Origin of the sequence: Variovorax paradoxus (genome assembly GCA_016806145.1) — a bacterium.
Taxonomy (GTDB): domain Bacteria; phylum Pseudomonadota; class Gammaproteobacteria; order Burkholderiales; family Burkholderiaceae_C; genus Variovorax.
Genome location: CP063166.1, coordinates 1,124,126 through 1,140,639, shown reverse-complemented (window position 1 = coordinate 1,140,639; position 16,514 = coordinate 1,124,126). Strand labels below are relative to the sequence as shown.

At 72.1% G+C, this 16,514-nt stretch carries 15 protein-coding genes and 1 other RNA gene; 4 read left to right on the top strand and 12 right to left on the bottom strand.

What is annotated here, in order from left to right; all coding sequences use genetic code 11:
• Nucleotides 1-9: 9 nt before the first annotated feature.
• The 4 genes from INQ48_05260 to INQ48_05245 all read right to left on the bottom strand — a co-directional run bounded on the left by INQ48_05260 (nucleotide 10) and on the right by INQ48_05245 (nucleotide 4,216).
• Nucleotides 10-999, bottom strand: a complete 990-nt coding sequence (locus INQ48_05260; protein ID QRF58656.1) for a tripartite tricarboxylate transporter substrate binding protein — start codon at nucleotides 997-999, stop codon at nucleotides 10-12.
• 13 nt (nucleotides 1,000-1,012) lie between these two features.
• Nucleotides 1,013-2,092 carry an adenosine deaminase gene (gene add / locus INQ48_05255; GenBank protein QRF58655.1) on the bottom strand — a complete coding sequence of 360 codons (1,080 nt, stop codon included), beginning with the start codon at nucleotides 2,090-2,092 and terminating at the stop codon, nucleotides 1,013-1,015.
• 71 nt (nucleotides 2,093-2,163) lie between these two features.
• Nucleotides 2,164-3,114, bottom strand: a complete 951-nt coding sequence (locus INQ48_05250) for a LysR family transcriptional regulator (protein QRF58654.1) — start codon at nucleotides 3,112-3,114, stop codon at nucleotides 2,164-2,166.
• Between the two features lie 94 nt (nucleotides 3,115-3,208).
• Nucleotides 3,209-4,216, bottom strand: coding sequence for a tripartite tricarboxylate transporter substrate binding protein (locus tag INQ48_05245; GenBank protein ID QRF58653.1), 1,008 nt, complete (start codon nucleotides 4,214-4,216; stop codon nucleotides 3,209-3,211).
• A 119-nt stretch (nucleotides 4,217-4,335) separates the two neighbouring features.
• Here INQ48_05245 and INQ48_05240 point away from each other — a divergent pair, with 119 nt between their 5' ends.
• The 3 genes from INQ48_05240 to INQ48_05230 all read left to right on the top strand — a co-directional run bounded on the left by INQ48_05240 (nucleotide 4,336) and on the right by INQ48_05230 (nucleotide 7,420).
• A complete protein-coding gene (locus INQ48_05240; protein QRF58652.1) occupies nucleotides 4,336-6,003 on the top strand; it encodes an MBL fold metallo-hydrolase in 1,668 nt (555 codons plus the stop codon).
• Nucleotides 6,000-6,716, top strand: a complete 717-nt coding sequence (locus tag INQ48_05235; GenBank protein QRF58651.1) for an RNA-binding protein — start codon at nucleotides 6,000-6,002, stop codon at nucleotides 6,714-6,716. The genes INQ48_05240 and INQ48_05235 overlap by 4 nt, the downstream gene beginning before the upstream one ends.
• A gap of 170 nt (nucleotides 6,717-6,886) precedes the next feature.
• On the top strand, nucleotides 6,887-7,420 hold the full coding sequence (locus INQ48_05230; GenBank protein ID QRF60620.1) for a hypothetical protein: 534 nt from the start codon (nucleotides 6,887-6,889) through the stop codon (nucleotides 7,418-7,420).
• Nucleotides 7,421-7,499: 79 nt separating this feature from the next.
• Here INQ48_05230 and INQ48_05225 read toward each other — a convergent pair whose 3' ends face one another.
• From INQ48_05225 to INQ48_05190, 8 genes are all read right to left on the bottom strand, one after another.
• Complete coding sequence (locus tag INQ48_05225) at nucleotides 7,500-8,720, bottom strand: multidrug effflux MFS transporter (GenBank protein QRF58650.1); 1,221 nt, start codon at nucleotides 8,718-8,720, stop codon at nucleotides 7,500-7,502.
• On the bottom strand, nucleotides 8,717-10,204 hold the full coding sequence (locus tag INQ48_05220; protein ID QRF58649.1) for a TolC family protein: 1,488 nt from the start codon (nucleotides 10,202-10,204) through the stop codon (nucleotides 8,717-8,719). The genes INQ48_05225 and INQ48_05220 overlap by 4 nt, the downstream gene beginning before the upstream one ends.
• On the bottom strand, nucleotides 10,204-11,118 hold the full coding sequence (locus INQ48_05215) for an HlyD family secretion protein (protein ID QRF60619.1): 915 nt from the start codon (nucleotides 11,116-11,118) through the stop codon (nucleotides 10,204-10,206). The genes INQ48_05220 and INQ48_05215 overlap by 1 nt, the downstream gene beginning before the upstream one ends.
• A gap of 70 nt (nucleotides 11,119-11,188) precedes the next feature.
• Entirely contained in the window at nucleotides 11,189-11,395 is a 207-nt protein-coding gene (locus INQ48_05210; GenBank protein ID QRF58648.1) for a DUF1656 domain-containing protein, read from the bottom strand.
• Nucleotides 11,392-13,560, bottom strand: a complete 2,169-nt coding sequence (locus INQ48_05205) for an FUSC family protein (GenBank protein ID QRF58647.1) — start codon at nucleotides 13,558-13,560, stop codon at nucleotides 11,392-11,394. The genes INQ48_05210 and INQ48_05205 overlap by 4 nt, the downstream gene beginning before the upstream one ends.
• Nucleotides 13,561-13,998 carry a winged helix DNA-binding protein gene (locus tag INQ48_05200; protein ID QRF60618.1) on the bottom strand — a complete coding sequence of 146 codons (438 nt, stop codon included), beginning with the start codon at nucleotides 13,996-13,998 and terminating at the stop codon, nucleotides 13,561-13,563.
• A 199-nt stretch (nucleotides 13,999-14,197) separates the two neighbouring features.
• An RNA gene (gene rnpB / locus INQ48_05195) (RNase P RNA component class A) lies at nucleotides 14,198-14,526 on the bottom strand.
• A gap of 176 nt (nucleotides 14,527-14,702) precedes the next feature.
• Entirely contained in the window at nucleotides 14,703-15,497 is a 795-nt protein-coding gene (locus INQ48_05190) for a helix-turn-helix transcriptional regulator (protein ID QRF58646.1), read from the bottom strand.
• Nucleotides 15,498-15,615: 118 nt separating this feature from the next.
• Here INQ48_05190 and INQ48_05185 point away from each other — a divergent pair, with 118 nt between their 5' ends.
• Complete coding sequence (locus INQ48_05185; GenBank protein ID QRF58645.1) at nucleotides 15,616-16,512, top strand: DMT family transporter; 897 nt, start codon at nucleotides 15,616-15,618, stop codon at nucleotides 16,510-16,512.
• The last annotated feature ends 2 nt before the right edge of the window (nucleotides 16,513-16,514 follow it).

Below are 16,514 nucleotides of genomic sequence, written 5' to 3'. Positions count from 1 at the left end.
CGCGCCACGCTACTCGGCCCTGATGTTCCCCTTCGCGACGATCGCGCCGAACTTCGCATCCTCGCCCTGCAGGAACGCCGCGAACTCCTTCGGCCCTGCGCCCAGCGGCGTGACGCCGCCCTCCTCGAAATTCCTGCGCACGCCCGGGTTCGCGAGCACCTGCGCCAGCGCGGCATGCAGCTGCGCGACGATCTGCGGCGGCGTTCCCTTGGGCGCGAAGATGCCCTGCCAGACCGACACGTCGGCGCCGCGCCACGCAGGCACGCTGGCCAGCGGCGGCGCTTCGGGCATGGCGGCCGAGGCGCTCTCCGCCATCACGCCGTACACGCGCAGCTTGCCCGCGCGCGCCTGCTGGATGACCATCGACAGCGGCAGCACGGCGAGGTCGAGCTGGTTGCCGCTGAGGTCGCTCACGATCTGCACGCCGGTGCGGTACGGCACATGGACCATGTCGACGCCGCCGCGCTGCTTGAGCAGCTCGCCGCCCAGGTGCAGCGAGGTACCGACGCCAGAGCTCGCGTAGCTGTACTTGCCGGGCGCGGCCTTGAGGTCGGCATACAGCGCCTCGCTGGTCTTGGGCTGCAGCGCGGGCTTGCCCACCAGCGCCAGCGGCTGGGCACCGAGCAGCGTGACGGGCACGAGGTCGGCGAGGCCATCGTAGCGCACGGTGGAAGGCGTCACCATCTTCGCGATGACGACGGTGCTCTCGACCGACAGCAGCAGGGTGTAGCCATCGGGCCTGGCGCGCACGGCCTTCTCGGTGCCGATGACGCCGCCGGCGCCCGACACGTTCTCGATCACCACCGGTTGCCCGAGGCGCGTGGCGAGCTCGGGCGCGATCCAGCGCGCCATGACGTCGACGTTGCCGCCGGCACCGTAGGGCACGATCAGGGTGATCGGGCGCGCGGGCCAGGCGGGCTCGGCGAGGGCGGCGGTGGTGCAGGCGGCGAAGGCCAGGGCGGCGAGCAGTGCGCGGCGGCGTGCGGTGTCGAGGTGCATGGCGGGGGGTCCTTCAGTCGCGGTTCGTTTCCAGGGGAGCAGCCTGCTCGCGCTCGAGCGCGGCGATCTCGCGTTCGAAATCGGCGCGCAGGTTGCGCTTCGCGTCGTCGTCGAGCCAGCAGGCGTCGACGCCCGCGAGGCTGAAGGCGCGCGCCTGCGCCCAGCCCCAACCGTTGCCCTCGAGCACGGTGGCGTAGGTGTGGCTGAGGTCGGTGTGGAACATCGCGGGGTCGTCGGTGTTGAGGCTGACCGGCAGGCCCGCGTCGACCATGCGTTTCACGCTGTCGAGCCGCCGCCTTTGGTTGCGCACCACGCTCGTGATGCCGCAGACGCAGAAATGCACGCCGCGGTCGCGCGCGCGCCGCAGGCCGTCGTCGCTGGCGAGCAGGTTGTAGCCATGGTCGAGCCGGTCGCAGCCCAGCAGGTGGATGCAGTCGTCGACGTTGGAAGGCGGCGCCTCCTCGAGCGTCTGGTTGTCCTCGCAGACATGGGCGGTGCGCTGGAGGCCGGCGCGGCCCGCGCGCTCGAACAGGGCCGCGAAGCTGGCGGGCGGGCCCGCGCGCTCGGGGCCGTCGAGGCCCACGCCGACGACGAGGTCGGAGCGCAGGCCGAGGATGTCGTCCATCGCGCGCTCGGCGCTGTCGAGCGGCAGGCCGCGGTCGAAGGAGGCGATCAGCAGGCCCGAGCAGCCGAAGTCCTGTCGCGCGGCGCGCAGGCCGGCCACCAGCCCCTCGACCTGCACGCGATAGGGCACGCCCGTGGGCATGAAGTACTGCGGATTGAACGACAGCTCGACATGGCGCGCGTTGCTGCTGCGCGCGGCGTCCTCCACGGCCTCGTAGGCCACGCGCTCGAAATCGGCGCTGCTGCGCACCGCTTGCGCCGCGATGCGCAGCACGTCGATGAAGTCGTAGAAGTCGCGGTAGCTGTAGAGCGTGTCGACCGGGCGCGGCAACGGCAGTTCGTACTGGCGCGCGAGTGCGACCAGCGTGGCCGGGCGCAGGGTGCCGGCCATGTGGAAATGCAGGTCGGTCTTGGGCAACCGGGCGAGCAGGTCCGGGCGGACCGGCGCGGAGGAGGAAGGGGTGGACATGGACGGCGACGATAGCCACGCCCACCGCCCGCGCCCAGCACAGCGCTGTGCAGCAGGTTATGACAGCGCCGTCATGACCTGGGCCGGTGCGCCAGCTCGCGCGCGGCCGCCGTCAGCTCGCCGCGCAGCCAGCGCATGGCCTGGTTCTTGTGCGTGCGCTCGTGCCACACGAGGCGGTAGCGGTGCGGTTTGATCTTCGCGGGAAAGGGCACGATCGCGAGCGGGTACTGGCGCGCGAAGTCCTCGGCCAGCAGGCGGCCGGTGGTGAAGACGAGATCGGTGCGCGCGAGGATGGCCGGCGCCATGCCGAGGAACTGGGTGTGCATCGCCGTGTGGACCGACACGCCGAGCTCGGCCAGCTGTGCATCGATGATGGTGCCCTGCCCCGGCACGTGCTCGAGCGAGGACAGGTGGCGCGCGCGCCGGTAGTCGTCGAGCGTCATCGGCGCCCTGGCCAGCGGATGGCCCTCGCGCACCAGGCAGACCATGGGCTCGGTCAGCAGGCTGGCGGCGCGCAGGTGCCCGGGCAGTTCGGGCCAGATGGTGATGACCATGTCGACCTCGCCGTCGGCGAGCTGGCGGTAGTGCTCGAAGCGCGAGCCCAGGCCGCGGATCACCACGTCGCATTCGGGCGCCTGGCGCGCCACGCGCTCGGCGATGTCGGCGAAGAACTGGCGCGGCAGGAAGTCGTAGGTCGCGATGCGGAAACTCTGGCGCAGCTCGCGCGGCTCGACCGGCCCGGCCTCGGCGGTCAGCAGCGACATGTCGGCGAGGATGCGCCGCGTGGGCACGGCCAGCGCCTGCGCGCGCTCGGTCAGCACCATGCGGTTGCCCACGCGCACCAGCAGCTCGTCGCCGGTGAGCTGGCGCAGCACCTTGAGGTGGCGGCTCAGCGCGGACTGCGCCACGCCGAGCCTGGCCGCGGCCTGCGACACGCTGGCCTCGCTCAGCAGCACGTGGAGCGAGCGCAGCAGCGATTCGTCCAGTCGGCGGTCGTGCTCGCCGGTGTCGGGCAGGGACATGGTGGGATGGTGCGTCAGTCGGGGGTGGGCGTGCCTGGGCGGGGGCGCGCGACGCGAACGCTCGGCGGGGCACGGCGCCGCGCCGCCTCCCGCATCAATCGATGCTGATGTTCGCCGTCTTCGCGACCTCCGCCCACTTCACGCGATTGTCGTGCACCGTCTTCCTGAACTGCGCGGGCGTCTCGATGCGGATGGTGTTGCCCTGGCTCTCGAACTTCTCGCGGATCTCGGGCTGCTCGAGCACGGTCTTCACGGCGGCGTTGAGCTTCTCGACGATGCGCGCGTCGGTGCCCTTGGGCGCGAAGATGCCGAACCAGATCGAGCTGTCGAAGCCCTGGGTGCCGGGCAGGCCGCTCGAGGCGATGGTGGGCACCTCCTTCACCGCGGCCACCGGCGTGGCGGTGGTCACGCCCAGCAGCCGCACCTTGCCGGCCTTGTAGTGCGGCAGGATGGTCTGGACCTGGTTCATGATGCAGCAGGTCTCGCCGCGCACCACCGAGGTGATGGCCTCGGGGCCGCCCTTGTAGGGCACGTGGACCATGTCGAGCCCCAGCCGCGCGTTGAACTCGGCGAAGGCCATGTGGGTGCCGGCGCCATTGCCGGTGGAGGCGTAGTTGTACTTGCCGGGATTGGCCTTGACCAGCGCGACGAACTCCTTGAGCGTCTTCACGTTGATGACGTCGGGGTTGATGGTGAGCACGTTCGACACATCGAGCACCGGCGCCACCGGCACGAAGTCGGCCTCGACGTCGAAGGGCAGCTTCTTGTAGAGCGCGGCATTGCTGCCGTGGGTGGCGGCGGTGCCGAACGCGAGCGTGTAGCCGTCGGGCTTCGCATGGGCCACGTACTCGCTCGCGATGTTGCCGGCCGCGCCCGAGCGGTAGTCGATGACGACGGGCTTGCCGAGCTGGCGCGTCAGCGGGTCCTGGATGGTGCGGGCCACCACGTCGACGCCGGAGCCGGCGGGAAAGCCCATGATCAGCGTTACCGGCTGTTGCGGCCAATCGGCCTGCGCATGCGCCACGGGCGCGATCGACGCGCACAATGCAGCGGCCGTCAGCAGCGCGCGCAGGCGCCGGCTCGGGAAGTGGAAAGGGGTCATGGCTGTGGTCCTCGGTTCGAGCGGTGCAGGCCCCGGATTCTGGCGCGATGCTCATACCTGCTTCGGCATGTGCTTATGCGCGACACACGGCCGGCGCGCCGGCTCTCCATAATCGCCCCATGGTTCGTCCCACACAACTCATTCATCCCCAGCGCGAACCGGTGGCGGTGCGCGCCGCGGCCACCGTGCTGCTCCTGCGCGATACCGCGTCCGGCATCGAGGTGCTGATGACGCGCCGCTCGGCCACCGCCAGCTTCGCGCCCGGCGCCTACGTCTTCCCCGGCGGCCACATCGACGCGGCCGACGAGGTCGCCGCGCGCACGGCCGCGCGCCGCCCCACGCAGAGCCCGCTGCAGGCCACGCAGGCGGTGGCCGCGATCCGCGAATGCTTCGAGGAGCTCGGCGTGCTGCTCGCGCACCATGCCGACGGCCGCCCGGCCGGCGCCGCCGACATCGCCGCGATGGACCGCGACGGCCACGCGGCCGTGCCCTTCGCCGAGCAGTGCGCGGCGCGCGGACTGGTGCTCGAGGCCGACCGCGTGTTCACCTTCGCGCACTGGATCACCGACCGCGACCTGCCCAAGCGCTTCGACGTGCCCTTCTTGGTGGCGCGCATGCCCGAGGGCCAGGAGCCCTCGGCCGACGAGAGCGAGCAGTTCGAGCCGAGCTGGGTGCGCCCGGCCGATGCGCTGGCGCGCCACGCGGCCGGCAGCTTCTTCATGATCTTCCCGACCGTGCGCACGCTGCAGCGCATGGCCTCGTATGCCAGCGTCGATGCGGTGCTGGCAGCCTGCGCGAGCGAAAAGCCGCTGTGGACCAGCTGCCCGCGCGGCGGCTTCGTCAACGGCCGCGACGAGCGCTTCATGGAGAACGACCCGCCCTTCGGCGAGCTCGCGCTGGTCTGCCCCGACGGCCAGATGCTGCATTCGCTCGACTGGAAGAGCGATACGCCGGTGGCGCTGCTGAAGAACGTGCAGCGCCTGACCGCGCCCAACCCGAGCGCGATGACCGGCCCGGGCACCAACAGCTACATCGTGGGCGACGCCACCACCGGCCACATCGTGATCGACCCGGGCCCGAACGATCCCGCCCACATCGAGCGGCTGTGGCAGGCCGCCAGGGGCGACATCCGCATGATCGTCTGCACGCATTCGCATGCCGACCACTCGCCGGGCGCGGCGCCGCTGCAGGCGCTGGCCGGCGCCGCGAAGCCGCCGATCCTGGGGTTGTCGTCGGCGCCCACGGCGCGCGCGAGCGCGCGCTTCTCGGCCGAGCGCGAGCTGGCCGACGGCGAACGGCTGGTGCTCTCGGGCACCGGTGCCGATGGCCAGCCGCTCACCCACACGCTGCGCGTGATCCACACGCCGGGCCACGCGGCCAACCACCTGTGCCTGGTGCTCGATGAGGACGGACTGCTGTTCTCGGGCGACCACATCCTCAACGGCAGCACCACGGTGGTCGATCCGCCCGATGGCGACATGACGGCCTACCTCGATTCGCTCGACAAGCTCGACGCGAACTGCGAGGCCGGCGGCGTCGAATTCATCCTGCCCGCGCACGGCCACGTGATCGGCTTCGCGCGCACGGCCATCGCCTACCTGAAGGCGCACCGCCTCAAGCGCGAGGCCAAGATCGCGGCCGCGATGCGCAAGCTGCCCGAAGGCACGCCCGAGCAATGGCTGCCGCTGGCCTACGACGACGTGCCCGAGCGGCTGTGGCCGGTGGCCGCGCGTTCGCTGGCGGCGCACGTGGCGCGCATCCGGCAGCAGGCGGCCGTCGCTTCATGAGCGCGCCGCAAAGGCACGACGCCGAAGGCATCCGCCTCGCCAAGCGCGTGGCCGCGCTCGCGGGCTGTTCGCGGCGCGAGGCCGAGCTGCTGATCGAGAACGGCGCGGTGCGCGTCGACGGCCAGCCGGCGCTGCTGCCGCAGTCGCGCGTGCAGCCGCACCAGCAGGTGGAGATCGAGGCGGGCGCGCGGCCCGAGCCGGTGCTGCCGGTGACGCTGCTGCTGCACAAGCCGGCCGGCCTGCGCATCGAGCAGGCGCACACGCTGCTGGTGGCGGCCAACCTCGCGCCCGCGCACGGCACGCCGCGCTTCCTGCCCGCGCATGCGCGCGGCCAGCAGTGCATGACGCCGCTGGAGACCGGCGCCAGCGGCCTGGTGGCGTTCACGCAGGAGTTCCGCATCGAGCGCAAGCTGCACGAGGACGCCTCCGTGATCGAGCACGAGATCATGGTCGACGTGGCCGGTGCCGTCTCGCCCGAGCAGCTCGCGCGCTTCGAGCGCACGCCCGCGCGCGTGAGCATCGGCCGCCAGACCCCCGAGCAGACCGGACTGCGCTTCGCGCTCAAGGGCGCGCAGCCGGGCCAGGTCGCGCACCTGTGCGACCGCATGGAACTGCGCATCCTCGCGATGCGCCGCATCCGCATCGGACGCGTGCCGCTGGCCGGCCTCGCGCCCGGCCAGTGGCGCTACCTCGCGCCGCAGGAACGCTTTTGACGCCCCCGAAGAAGAAGAAAGAAGAACGGGAAGCCGGCGCGCTTCCACCCTCGCACCGCATGTTCGCGGCCTGCTTTTTCAGCCAGCGGCCCCGTGCCGCCGACAGGAGACCCCAAGCCATGAAGTCCGGATCGATTCCCGCCACCGAGGCCGCGCCCTTCCCGCGCCGCCTGCCCGCCACGGTGGCGGCCCTCGCTCTCGCCTCGCTCGGCGGCTGCTCGGTGTTCGAGCCGCTGATGCCAGCGCCCCCGCCGCCGCCGGCTCCCGCGCCGCCGCCCATCGTCTCGAGGGACGGCCTGGCGCCGATCACCGAGGACCAGGTCGAGCGCATCCGCGAGCAGATCGCCGCCAAGCCGCCGACCCCGGCCGTGGGCCGCGTGGTGCGCAGCGCCTCGCCGACCATCGAATCGTTCCTGCGCACCGAGGGCTGCATCACCGCGCGCAACGGCGCGGTGCTCAATCCGTTCGCGGCACCGGGCCGGCTGTTCGACGCCCAGGGCTTCCAGGGCGGCCCGATGGCGCAGATGCAGTACCACGACAAGACGGCCTGCGTGACCGTCAAGCGGATCCAGAACTGGAAGATGGTGTCGCCGAAGCTGCTGCGCTTCGAGGTGGTGTACGTGGGCGACGACGGCGAGGAGCGCGCGGTCAAGCACCACGAGTTGATGCGGCAGCCGAAGGGCGGGTGGTTGTTCGCGAAGTGAGCCCGTCACCGTTCAGACTGAGCCCTGGCCTGTCCTGAGGCTCATGAAGGGCGAAGCCTTGCGCGAGGCTTCGACAGGCTCAGCCCGAACGGATGGGAGTGGCCCTGCGCTGCGACCGCAGCGCCACCGCGAACGACAGCTGCGCCACGATCCCCGCCACCGCGAGCACCAGCGCCGAGGCCAGCGCGGGATTGCGGTGCCCCATGCCCGCGAGCGCGGTGCACAGCGCGCCCACCGCCATCTGCGTGAAGCCGTAGAGGCCCGAGGCCGAGCCGATGATCTGTGGATTGACGCCGATCGCCTGCGTGAGCGCGGCCGGCGAGGCCATGCCGACGCCGACGGTGAACAGGAACATGCTCGCGACGATCAGCGGCACCGACAGGCGGTCGGTGAGCGCGGCGCCCAGCAGCACGAAGGCCGCGAGCACGCTGAGTGCGTTGGAGCGGATCATCAGCCGGTCGACGCGCACGCGCGCGATCAGGTGGCTGGTGAGAAAGCTGCCGAGCCACACGCCCGAGACCAGGATGGCGAGGTAGATGCCGGCCTCGTGAGCGGGCCGGTGCAGCTGGTCGACGAAGATGAACGGCGCCGAGGCGACGAAGGCATACATCGAGGTGGTGGCGCAGCCGCCGCCGATGGAGAAGCCGAGGAAGGCCGGCGAGCGCAACAGCCGCGCGTAGTTGCGCGCGAGCGCGGGCGCGCTCACGGGCGCGCCGGGCCGGCCGGTCTCGGGCAGCAGGCGCCAGGTGAACAGCAGGCCGACGATGCCGAGCGCAAACAGGCCGTAGAAGATCGAGCGCCAGCCCAGCGCGGTGGCGAGCGCCCCGCCCACCAGCGGCGCGATGCTCGGGCCCACGGTCACCATCAGGTTCATCAGCGCGAGGCGGCGCGTGGCTTCCTGCGCCTCGGCGGTGTCGCGCACGATGCTGCGCCCGAGCACCAGGCCCGCGCAGCCGCCCATGGCCTGGAACAGCCGCGCGGTGATCAGCGCATGCACCTCGGGCGCGAGCGCGGCGGCCAGTCCGGCGGCGGTGTAGAGGGCGAGGCCCGCGAGCAGCACCGGCCGGCGGCCGAAGCGGTCGGCCAGCGGCCCGTACACCAGCTGCCCGACGGCCAGGCCGAAGATGTAGAGGCTCACCGTCATCTGCATCTCGCCGATGCCGGCGCCGAGGCTGCGCGCCGCGATCGGTAGCGCGGGCACGAAGATGTGCATGGCCAGCGTGCCGCTGAAGGTGACGAGCGCGAGCAGCCACAGCGGCGCGTGCGCGGCGCGTGGCGCAGGAACGGCGTTCGACTTCACTGCTTGCGCACCTCGCTGCCGCCGGCCGCGAGGCGGTCGCCGTCGTCGGTCTCCCAGCCGCCGCCGAGCGCCATGAACAGCACGATCTGGTCGTCCGACAGCTGCGCCTCGCTGGCCGCCAGCGCGGCATCGCTCGCGGCCAGCGCGCGCTCGGCGTCGAGCGTGTCGAGGTAGGCGGTGCGGCCGTTGCGGTAGAGCTGGCGCGCCTGCGCGGCGACGGTGGCGCTCTCGTCGCGCGCGGCCTGCAGCGCGGCGCGGCGGTCGAGTTCGCGCGCGTAGTTGCCGAGCGCCGATTCGGTCTCGCGCAGCGCGGTGAGCACGGTGCCGTCGAACTTCGCGAGCGCCGCGCGCGTGCCGGCCTCGGCCTGCGCGATGCGGGCCTGCGCGATGCCGGTGTTGGGCACGGTCCACGAGATCAGCGGGCCGAGGCTCCAGCCGAAGGTGCCCTTGCGGCCGAAGTCCTCGGCCGGGCCGGCCGACGAGGCCGACAGGCCCAGCGTGATCTTCGGATAGAGGTCGGCCGTGGCGACGCCGATGCGCGCGGTGGCCTGGGCCAGGCCGCGCTCGGCCTGGCGGATGTCGGGCCGGCGGCGTAGCAGCGCGGCGCCGTCGCCCACCGGCACGGTGCCGGCCACGCGCGGCGGCACGGCGCAGTCGGCGAGCTCGCGCGGAAAGTCCTGCGGCAGCTCGCCCGTGAGCGTGGCGAGGCGGTAGAGCGCGTTCTGGCGCTCGGCCACGAGCGGCGGCAGCGCGGCCGTGAGCTGCTGCAGCTGCGCGCGGGCACGGCCGGTGTCGAGCGCACCGGCGCGGCCGGCCTCGTGCAGCTTCGCGGTGACGTCGACCGCCTCCTGCTGCAGCCGCACCGACTTCCGCGCGATCTCCAGCCGCAGGCCGGTGGAACAGGCCTCGGCATAGGCGCGCGCGGTGCCGGCCGCGACGTTCACGCGCACCAGGTCGAGCGCGGCGGCGGCCGACTCGGTGCCGGCCTCGGCGGCCTCGGCGGCGCGGCGGATCTGGCCGAACAGGTCGACCTGGTAGGACAGCGACAGGCCGCTGCTGTAGTTGAAGCGGTCCGGCGGCTCGTAGTCCTTCTGCAGCAATTGCAGGCCCGAGACGTGGCCGAACGAGGGCCCGCCGTTCACGCCGATGACGGGGCGCTTGCCGCCGGCCACCTCGGCCTCGATGGCGCGCTCGCGCTCGAGGTTGGCGACCGCCTGGCGCAGGTCGGTGTTGTGCGCGAGCGCCTGCTCCACCAGCCGGTCGAGCCGCGGGTCGCGGTACAGGCGCCACCAGTGCGGCGGCAGCGGCACGGCCTGCAGGCCGGCGGCGGGATCGGCTTCGGCGAAGGGCCGGGCGGCCGCGGGCTGGCTCGCGATGGCCTCGTCGGGCTGGCGGTAGTCGGGGCCGACGCTGCCGCAGGCCGCGAGCGCCGCGGCGGCGGCCAGCGCGGCGATGCGCAGCACGGTGCGGGATGCGTTGACCATCATCCTTCCTTCCTGGCGCCGGTCTTGACCTCGGCATCGGCATCGGCCGCGGTCTTCTCGCGCTGCGCCTCGGCCTGCTCGAGCACCTGCACCGTCACCGTCTGCCCCGCCACCAGCCGCGCGCCCGCGGGCAGCGGATCGAGCTTCACGCGCACCGGGATGCGCTGCGCGAGCCGCACCCAGTTGAAGGTGGGATTCACGCTCGGCAGCAGGTTGGCGCTGGTCGAACGGTCGCGGTCGGCGATGCCGGCGGCGACGCTCTCGACGGTGCCGCCGAGCACCGCGCCGCCGCCCATCGGCATGACGTGCACGCGGTCGCCGAGGTGGATGCGCGGCAGCTTGGTTTCCTCGAAGTAGCCCTCGACGTAGAAGGAGCGCGCATCGACCAGCGCGAGCACCGGCCGGCCCGCGGCCGCGTAGCTGCCCTGCCGCAGGTCGAGGTTGGTGACCAGGCCGTCGGCCGGCGCGCGCACCTCGGCGCGCTGCAGGTTCAGCCGCGCCGAATCGAGCGCGACCTCGGCCTGCGCGACGGCGGCGCGTGCCTGCTCGACGCGCGCGCGGGTCTGTTCGCGCGCCTCCTGCGAGACCAGCGCCTCGAGCCCCGCGTTGCGCGTGTTCTCGCGCTGGGCCTGCGCGCTCATGGCGCGCTGCGCGGCGAGCGCGGCCTGGGCCTGGCGCACGGCCAGGTCGTAGCGCGCGCGGTCGACCTCGAACAGCAGGGTGCCGGCGGCCACCGACTGGTTGTCCTGCACCGGCACGGCGGTGACCAGGCCCGAGACGTCGGGCGCGATCTGGACCACGTTGGCGCGCACGCGGCCGTCGCGCGTCCAGGGCGCGAGCTCGTAGTGGTCCCAGAGGCGAAAACCCGCCCAGACGGCGGCGGCCACCACGGCGGCGGTGACGAGGATGCGCAGCGCGCCGGCGGGCCAGGTGCGGGCGCCGGCCTTGTTGTTGTCGTTGGATGTGTTGGCGGTCATGGTGTGGTCATTGCAAGGAGGTCGTGGCGCGGCTCAGCGCATAGAGCAGCAGCAGGTAGAGCGCCATGTCGAACAGGGCCGGGTGCCAGACCCAGCGGTAGAGGCCGGTGGCGGCCAGCAGCCGGCGCACGCCCCACAGGGCGAGCAGCGCGGCACCGGCTAGCAGCATCAGCCAGGGCACGTAGAGGCCGTAGAAACTCGCTTCGCCGATCATCGGGACACTCCTTGCGCGGCAACGGGAACGGGGACAGCGGAAGCCGCGCGCATCGGCGGCGCCTCCGGAAAGAGATTGCGGCGCAGCCCCACCAGCGCGGTAACGGCCGAGCGCGCGTCGGCGCTCAACGTGCTCGCAGCGCCGAGCATCGAGGCCAGCGCCTCGTCGATGCGCGCCAAGAGGCGCGCGGGCCGCGCGGCCACGCGGCCACCGGCGCGCTGGCGGAAGAAGCGCGCGATGTCGCCGAGCAGCGCGCTCGCCGAGGCCAGCGGCAGCTGCGCGCGCACGCGCTGCAGCGCATCGATGTCGGCGCCCATGCGCAGGTCGCGCAGCGCGTCGTCGGCGGCCACGCCCTCGATGCGGCCGCCGGCCTGCGCGATGCGCGGTGCCAGCAGGCCGATGCGGTCGAGCATGCGCACCGCGTAGGCGTCGCCGGGCACGCCACGGCGCTGGGCCGACGGCGACAGGGTCACGGGCGTGGCGGCGGCCGCGCCGGCCATCTCGCCGAGCTCGCGCCAGGTGGCGCGCTGGATGCGGCGCGCGCTCCAGTCGGCGCCCACCGAGCGCACCAGCCGCGTGACGAAGGCCGCGGCCACCACGCCGAAGACCTGGCCCAGCATGCTGTTGATGAAGCTCACGATGTCGGCGGTGGCGGTGTCGTGCATCGCCAGCGTGCCCGAGACGCCGAACAGCAGCGCCATCGCGGCCATGAAATAGGCCGGCCGCGCCATGTACAGGCCCAGCGCCAGGAACACCGGTGCGCAGACCGCGACCAGCATGCCGAAGTCGTGCACCAGCGGCAGCAGCACCAGCACGTAGAGCGCGGAGATCGGGATCGACCACAGCGTCCACTTGAGGAAGCCCTGGATCGCGGGCACCGGGTCGTCCATGGTGGCGAAGAAGCAGCAGAAGACCGCGGCCATCATGGTGGCGGCCGAGCCCATCGGCCAGCCGGTGAGGATCCAGAACGCGCCGCACAGGCAGATGGCGAGCACGGCCGCGAGCGCCGACAGCAGCGCCATGCCGCGGTCGAGGTGCAGCACGCGGTTGCCGAGCGCGGCGATGCGGCGCGGCGGCACCGCGCCCTTCAGGCCGTCGTCGATGTCGGCGCGCAGCCGCGCGCAGGCGCGCCAGCCTTCGACCAGCTCCTCGAGCCGGCCCGCGAGCGCGATGCGCAGCGCGCGGCCCCAGGGGGAGATGGCGGCATCGGGTCGCGTGGCGGCGAGCGCGGCAAGGGTCGCGCGCAGGGCCTGCAGGCGCGCATCGTCGGAGGTCCCGGCGCCCTCCTCGCGCAGCCACTGCCCGGTCTGCGCGAGCAGCGCGGCCACGTCGGGTGCGATGGCGCCCTCGGCCTGTTCGAGCGCGAGCAGCCGGTCTTCGACCGCCGACAGCGCGGGCGTGAGCGCGGCCACGCGGTCCTGCATCGCGCGGATCGCGCCGGCGGTCCAGCGCAGGTGCGTGGTGTCGAAGGGCACGTGGGTCGACAGGATGCGCAGCTGCGTGATGTCGCCCGCGAGGCGACGCCGGTCGTCGGCCAGGCGCTTCGGGTCGGCATCGGCGCGGCGCGCGGGCGTGCCGGTGGCGCTCGCGGGCGGCTGCAGCAGGTCGCCGAGCCACTTGCGCGCGTCCTGCAGGGTGCGGTCGAGCAGGCCCAGCACCGTGGGGCCCATGCCGGCCGGCAGCACCAGGCTGTGCAGCAGCGTGGCGCAGAAGATGCCCAGGCCGATCTCCTCGACGCGCGCGACGGCGGTGTCGAACAGCGCCTCGGGCGCCTGCACCGAGGGAAAGCCGATCAGCGCGGCGGTGTAGCCCGCGAGCATGAAGACGTAGGAGCGCGGCGTGCGGTCGAACAGCGAGATGCACAGGCACAGGCCGACCCACAGCGCGAGCACCAGCGTCAGCAGCTCGGGCGCGTTCGACAGCGCGGGCACCAGCAGCACGGTGGCGGTACTGCCGATCAGCGTGCCGCAGAAACGGTAGACCGCCTTGGAGCGCACCGCACCGGCCAGCGGATGGGCGACGACGTAGGTGGTCATCAGGGCCCAGAACGGACGCGGCAGGCCGGCGCGGCTGGCGAGGTACATCGCGAGCATCGCGGCGGCGAAGCTCTTGGTGGAGAAGACGATCTCGGCGCGGCTGAAGCGCGGCAGGCTCAAGGCAGGCATCTAGCGGCGCCCCTCGGCCGGTGCCGTGCGGCCCAGCCGTTCCTCGAGCACCCCGAACACGCGCAGGCAGGCCGCGAGGTCCTCGTCGGACACGCCCTCGAACAGCGCGGCGCGCATCAGGCTCAGCGCGGCCTCGATGGGTTCGCAGGCGGCCTCGCCCGCGGGCGTGAGATGCAGGGTCTTGGCGCGGCGGTCGGCCGGGTCCTCGCGGCGCTCGACATAGCCGGCCTCCACGAGCTGGTCGAGCGAGCGCACCAGCGAGGGCCCCTCGATGCCCAGCGCCTCGGCCAGCATGCCCTGGCGCACGCCCTGCTCCATGCGGCCGATCATCACCACCGGCCAGGCCAGGGTCTGCGACAGGCCCACGTGCGCGACCGCCTTGTCGGCCGCGGCGCGGTAGCCGCGCTGCAGGGTCGAGAACTGCATGCCGAGCTTCATCAGCGCGGCTTCGCGCGCTTCCTTTTTCTTCTTACGGCCGGCGGGCGGCGTGACCGGTTCGGCCATGGCAAGGCTCCCAATTAGTTAGCTTGCTATCGATTATACGGGTTTACCCGAAATCGCGCCGGCCATGCCGACGGGCGGGTCATGCACCGCCTGGCATGACCCGACGAAGAACGTTGGGGAAGAAGAAATAAAAGTGTGAAGCGCGCCGATAAGCCGGATTCTGTGCACCGGACATCTCTTGCGAAATGCCCGGCGTGACCGCCATTACTCTGGGCCGTCTGTCGCCAGACGGCTCGATGCCACCTACCCGCCAGCTCAGCGGAACCACCTCGATACTGGCCTACTTGGTGTTGCTGCGCGCAGAGATTGCCCGTTTCACCCGAACTGAATCGGCTCGTCTCTGTTGCTCTGATCCTCACCTCACGGTGGAGAGCCGTTAGCTCCTGCGCTGTCCTGTGCAGTCCGGACGTTCCTCCAGTGCGGCCTTTCGGCACTTGCACCAGCGGCGGTCTGGCACGCTTCACGGTGCCGATTATCGCTGCACGAAGCGACCAGAGCCGAAAGCGGGATCGGACAACCGGACGCAGAGGACGCGAAGGTTTCGCGAAGAACGCAAAAGAACCCCCGAAAAATCCTCATGGAAGTCCTTTCGCGACCTTCGCGGAATCTTCGCGTCCTCTGCGTCCGGCTGTTTGCCTTCAAGCGATGCCGCAGAACTCCCGCCGGTACTGCTCCGGCGTCGTGCCCGCCTCGCGCTGGAACATCGCGATGAAGGCCGAGGCCGTGCTGTAGCCGAGGTCGAAGGCGATCTCCTGCACCGTGCGGCCGGCCTCCAGCGCATCGATGGCGCGCAGGAAGCGCAGCCGCTGGCGCCAGTCGCCGAAGGACATGCCGAGTTCGCGCTGGCACTGGCGCGCGAGCGTGCGCTCGGTCATGTACACGTTCGCGGCCCACTCGGCCAGCGAGCGGTGGTCGCCGGGCTCGGCCTGCAGCGCCTCGAGCACGCCGACCAGCGCGGGCGAAGCGGCCGCGGGCAGATAGCAGCGCAGCACCTCGGCGCGCGCGAGCTGGTCGACCACCACCTGCGCGAGCCGCAGGTCGGCCGGCGTGACGGGCTCGTTCACATCGCGCGCGGCGAAGTCGGCCAGCACGCTGCGGATGATCGGGCTGATGCGCACGGTGCAGGGCTGCGCGGGCAGCTCGGCGCACAGCGCGGGCACGATGTAGACGGTGCGGTAGACGACGGCATGGCGCAGCGTGCAGCTGTGCACCACCCGCGGCGGGATCCACACCGCGTACTGCGGCGGCGAGAGGAAGCGCAGGCCCTCGGCCTCCATCTGCATGGTGCCGTGCGCCGTGTAGTTGAGATGGCCCCAGCTGTGGCTGTGCGGCGCGGCCAGGGTGTCGGCGCCGAACTCGTCCCAGTTGAAATAGAACGGGCCGGCCTTGTGCTCCACGTCCTGGATCGACAGGTAGCGCGCGCGATCGGCCATGGCGGGGCGGTTCCTCGAAAGAGCGTCCGGAATTCCGGACCGGTTGTCCTGATCGAGCTATATGCCGCAGGACGGACGCACCGATGATAGCCCCGCCTCCTCCTGAAAGTCCTGTTCCATGTGGCCCTATGCCTTCCCCCTGCTCGCCGTCGTCATCTGGTCGGGCAACACCGTCGTCAGCAAGATGGCGGCCGGCACCATCGCGCCGGCCGAGATCAGCTTCTACCGCTGGCTGCTCGCAGCCCTGCTGTTCACGCCGCTGGCGCTGCGCCCGGTGCTGCGCAACTGGCGCGCGATCCGCCCGCAGCTGGGCCGCATCGCGGTGCTCGGCCTGCTGGGCATGGTGGTCTACCAGAGCCTCGCCTACTACGCGGCCTACCTGACCACGGCCACGCACATGGGGATCATCGGCTCGCTCACGCCGATGATGGTGCTGGCGCTGTCGATCCTGCTGCTGGGCCAGCGGCTCACGGCCGGCGCGGTGGCGGGCTCGCTGGTGTCGATCGCGGGCGTGGCGGTGGTGGTGTCGTCGGGCGACCTCGGCACGCTGCTCAAGAGCGGCGCCAACATGGGCGACGGCCTGATGCTGCTGGCGATGCTGGCCTATGCGGTCTACGTGATCCTGCTCAAGCGCTGGGGCATGAAGGAAGTGCCCGCGCTGCAGCTGCTCTACCTGCAGATCGTGTGCGCGGTGATCGTGCTGCTGCCGCTGTACCTGCTGACGCCGCGCATGGGCCTGTCGGCCGCCAACCTGCCGCTGATCGGCTTCGCGGGCCTCGGCGCCTCGATGCTCGCGCCGCTGGTGTGGATGCACACGGTGGCCCACATCGGACCGAGCCGCGCGAGCATGTTCTTCAACCTGATCCCGCTGTTCACCGCGCTGATCGCGGCGGCGGTGATCGGCGAATCGCTCGCGGCCTATCACGCGGTCGGCGGCGTGCTGACGGTGGCCGGCGTGCTGCTGGCCGAGCTGTGGAAGGCGCCGCTGCGGCGCCCGATGCTGGCCGGGTCCTGAGG

What these genes read in the sequence shown, in the direction of transcription:
- INQ48_05260 (QRF58656.1), bottom strand. Translation starts at nt 999, where the DNA reads ATGCACCTCGACACCGCACGCCGCCGCGCACTGCTCGCCGCCCTGGCC.
- add (QRF58655.1), bottom strand. Translation starts at nt 2,092, where the DNA reads ATGTCCACCCCTTCCTCCTCCGCGCCGGTCCGCCCGGACCTGCTCGCC.
- INQ48_05250 (QRF58654.1), bottom strand. Translation starts at nt 3,114, where the DNA reads ATGTCCCTGCCCGACACCGGCGAGCACGACCGCCGACTGGACGAATCG.
- INQ48_05245 (QRF58653.1), bottom strand. Translation starts at nt 4,216, where the DNA reads ATGACCCCTTTCCACTTCCCGAGCCGGCGCCTGCGCGCGCTGCTGACG.
- INQ48_05240 (QRF58652.1), top strand. Translation starts at nt 4,336, where the DNA reads ATGGTTCGTCCCACACAACTCATTCATCCCCAGCGCGAACCGGTGGCG.
- INQ48_05235 (QRF58651.1), top strand. Translation starts at nt 6,000, where the DNA reads ATGAGCGCGCCGCAAAGGCACGACGCCGAAGGCATCCGCCTCGCCAAG.
- INQ48_05220 (QRF58649.1), bottom strand. Translation starts at nt 10,204, where the DNA reads ATGGTCAACGCATCCCGCACCGTGCTGCGCATCGCCGCGCTGGCCGCC.
- INQ48_05210 (QRF58648.1), bottom strand. Translation starts at nt 11,395, where the DNA reads ATGATCGGCGAAGCGAGTTTCTACGGCCTCTACGTGCCCTGGCTGATG.
- INQ48_05205 (QRF58647.1), bottom strand. Translation starts at nt 13,560, where the DNA reads ATGCCTGCCTTGAGCCTGCCGCGCTTCAGCCGCGCCGAGATCGTCTTC.
- INQ48_05200 (QRF60618.1), bottom strand. Translation starts at nt 13,998, where the DNA reads ATGAAGCTCGGCATGCAGTTCTCGACCCTGCAGCGCGGCTACCGCGCC.
- INQ48_05190 (QRF58646.1), bottom strand. Translation starts at nt 15,497, where the DNA reads ATGGCCGATCGCGCGCGCTACCTGTCGATCCAGGACGTGGAGCACAAG.
- INQ48_05185 (QRF58645.1), top strand. Translation starts at nt 15,616, where the DNA reads ATGTGGCCCTATGCCTTCCCCCTGCTCGCCGTCGTCATCTGGTCGGGC.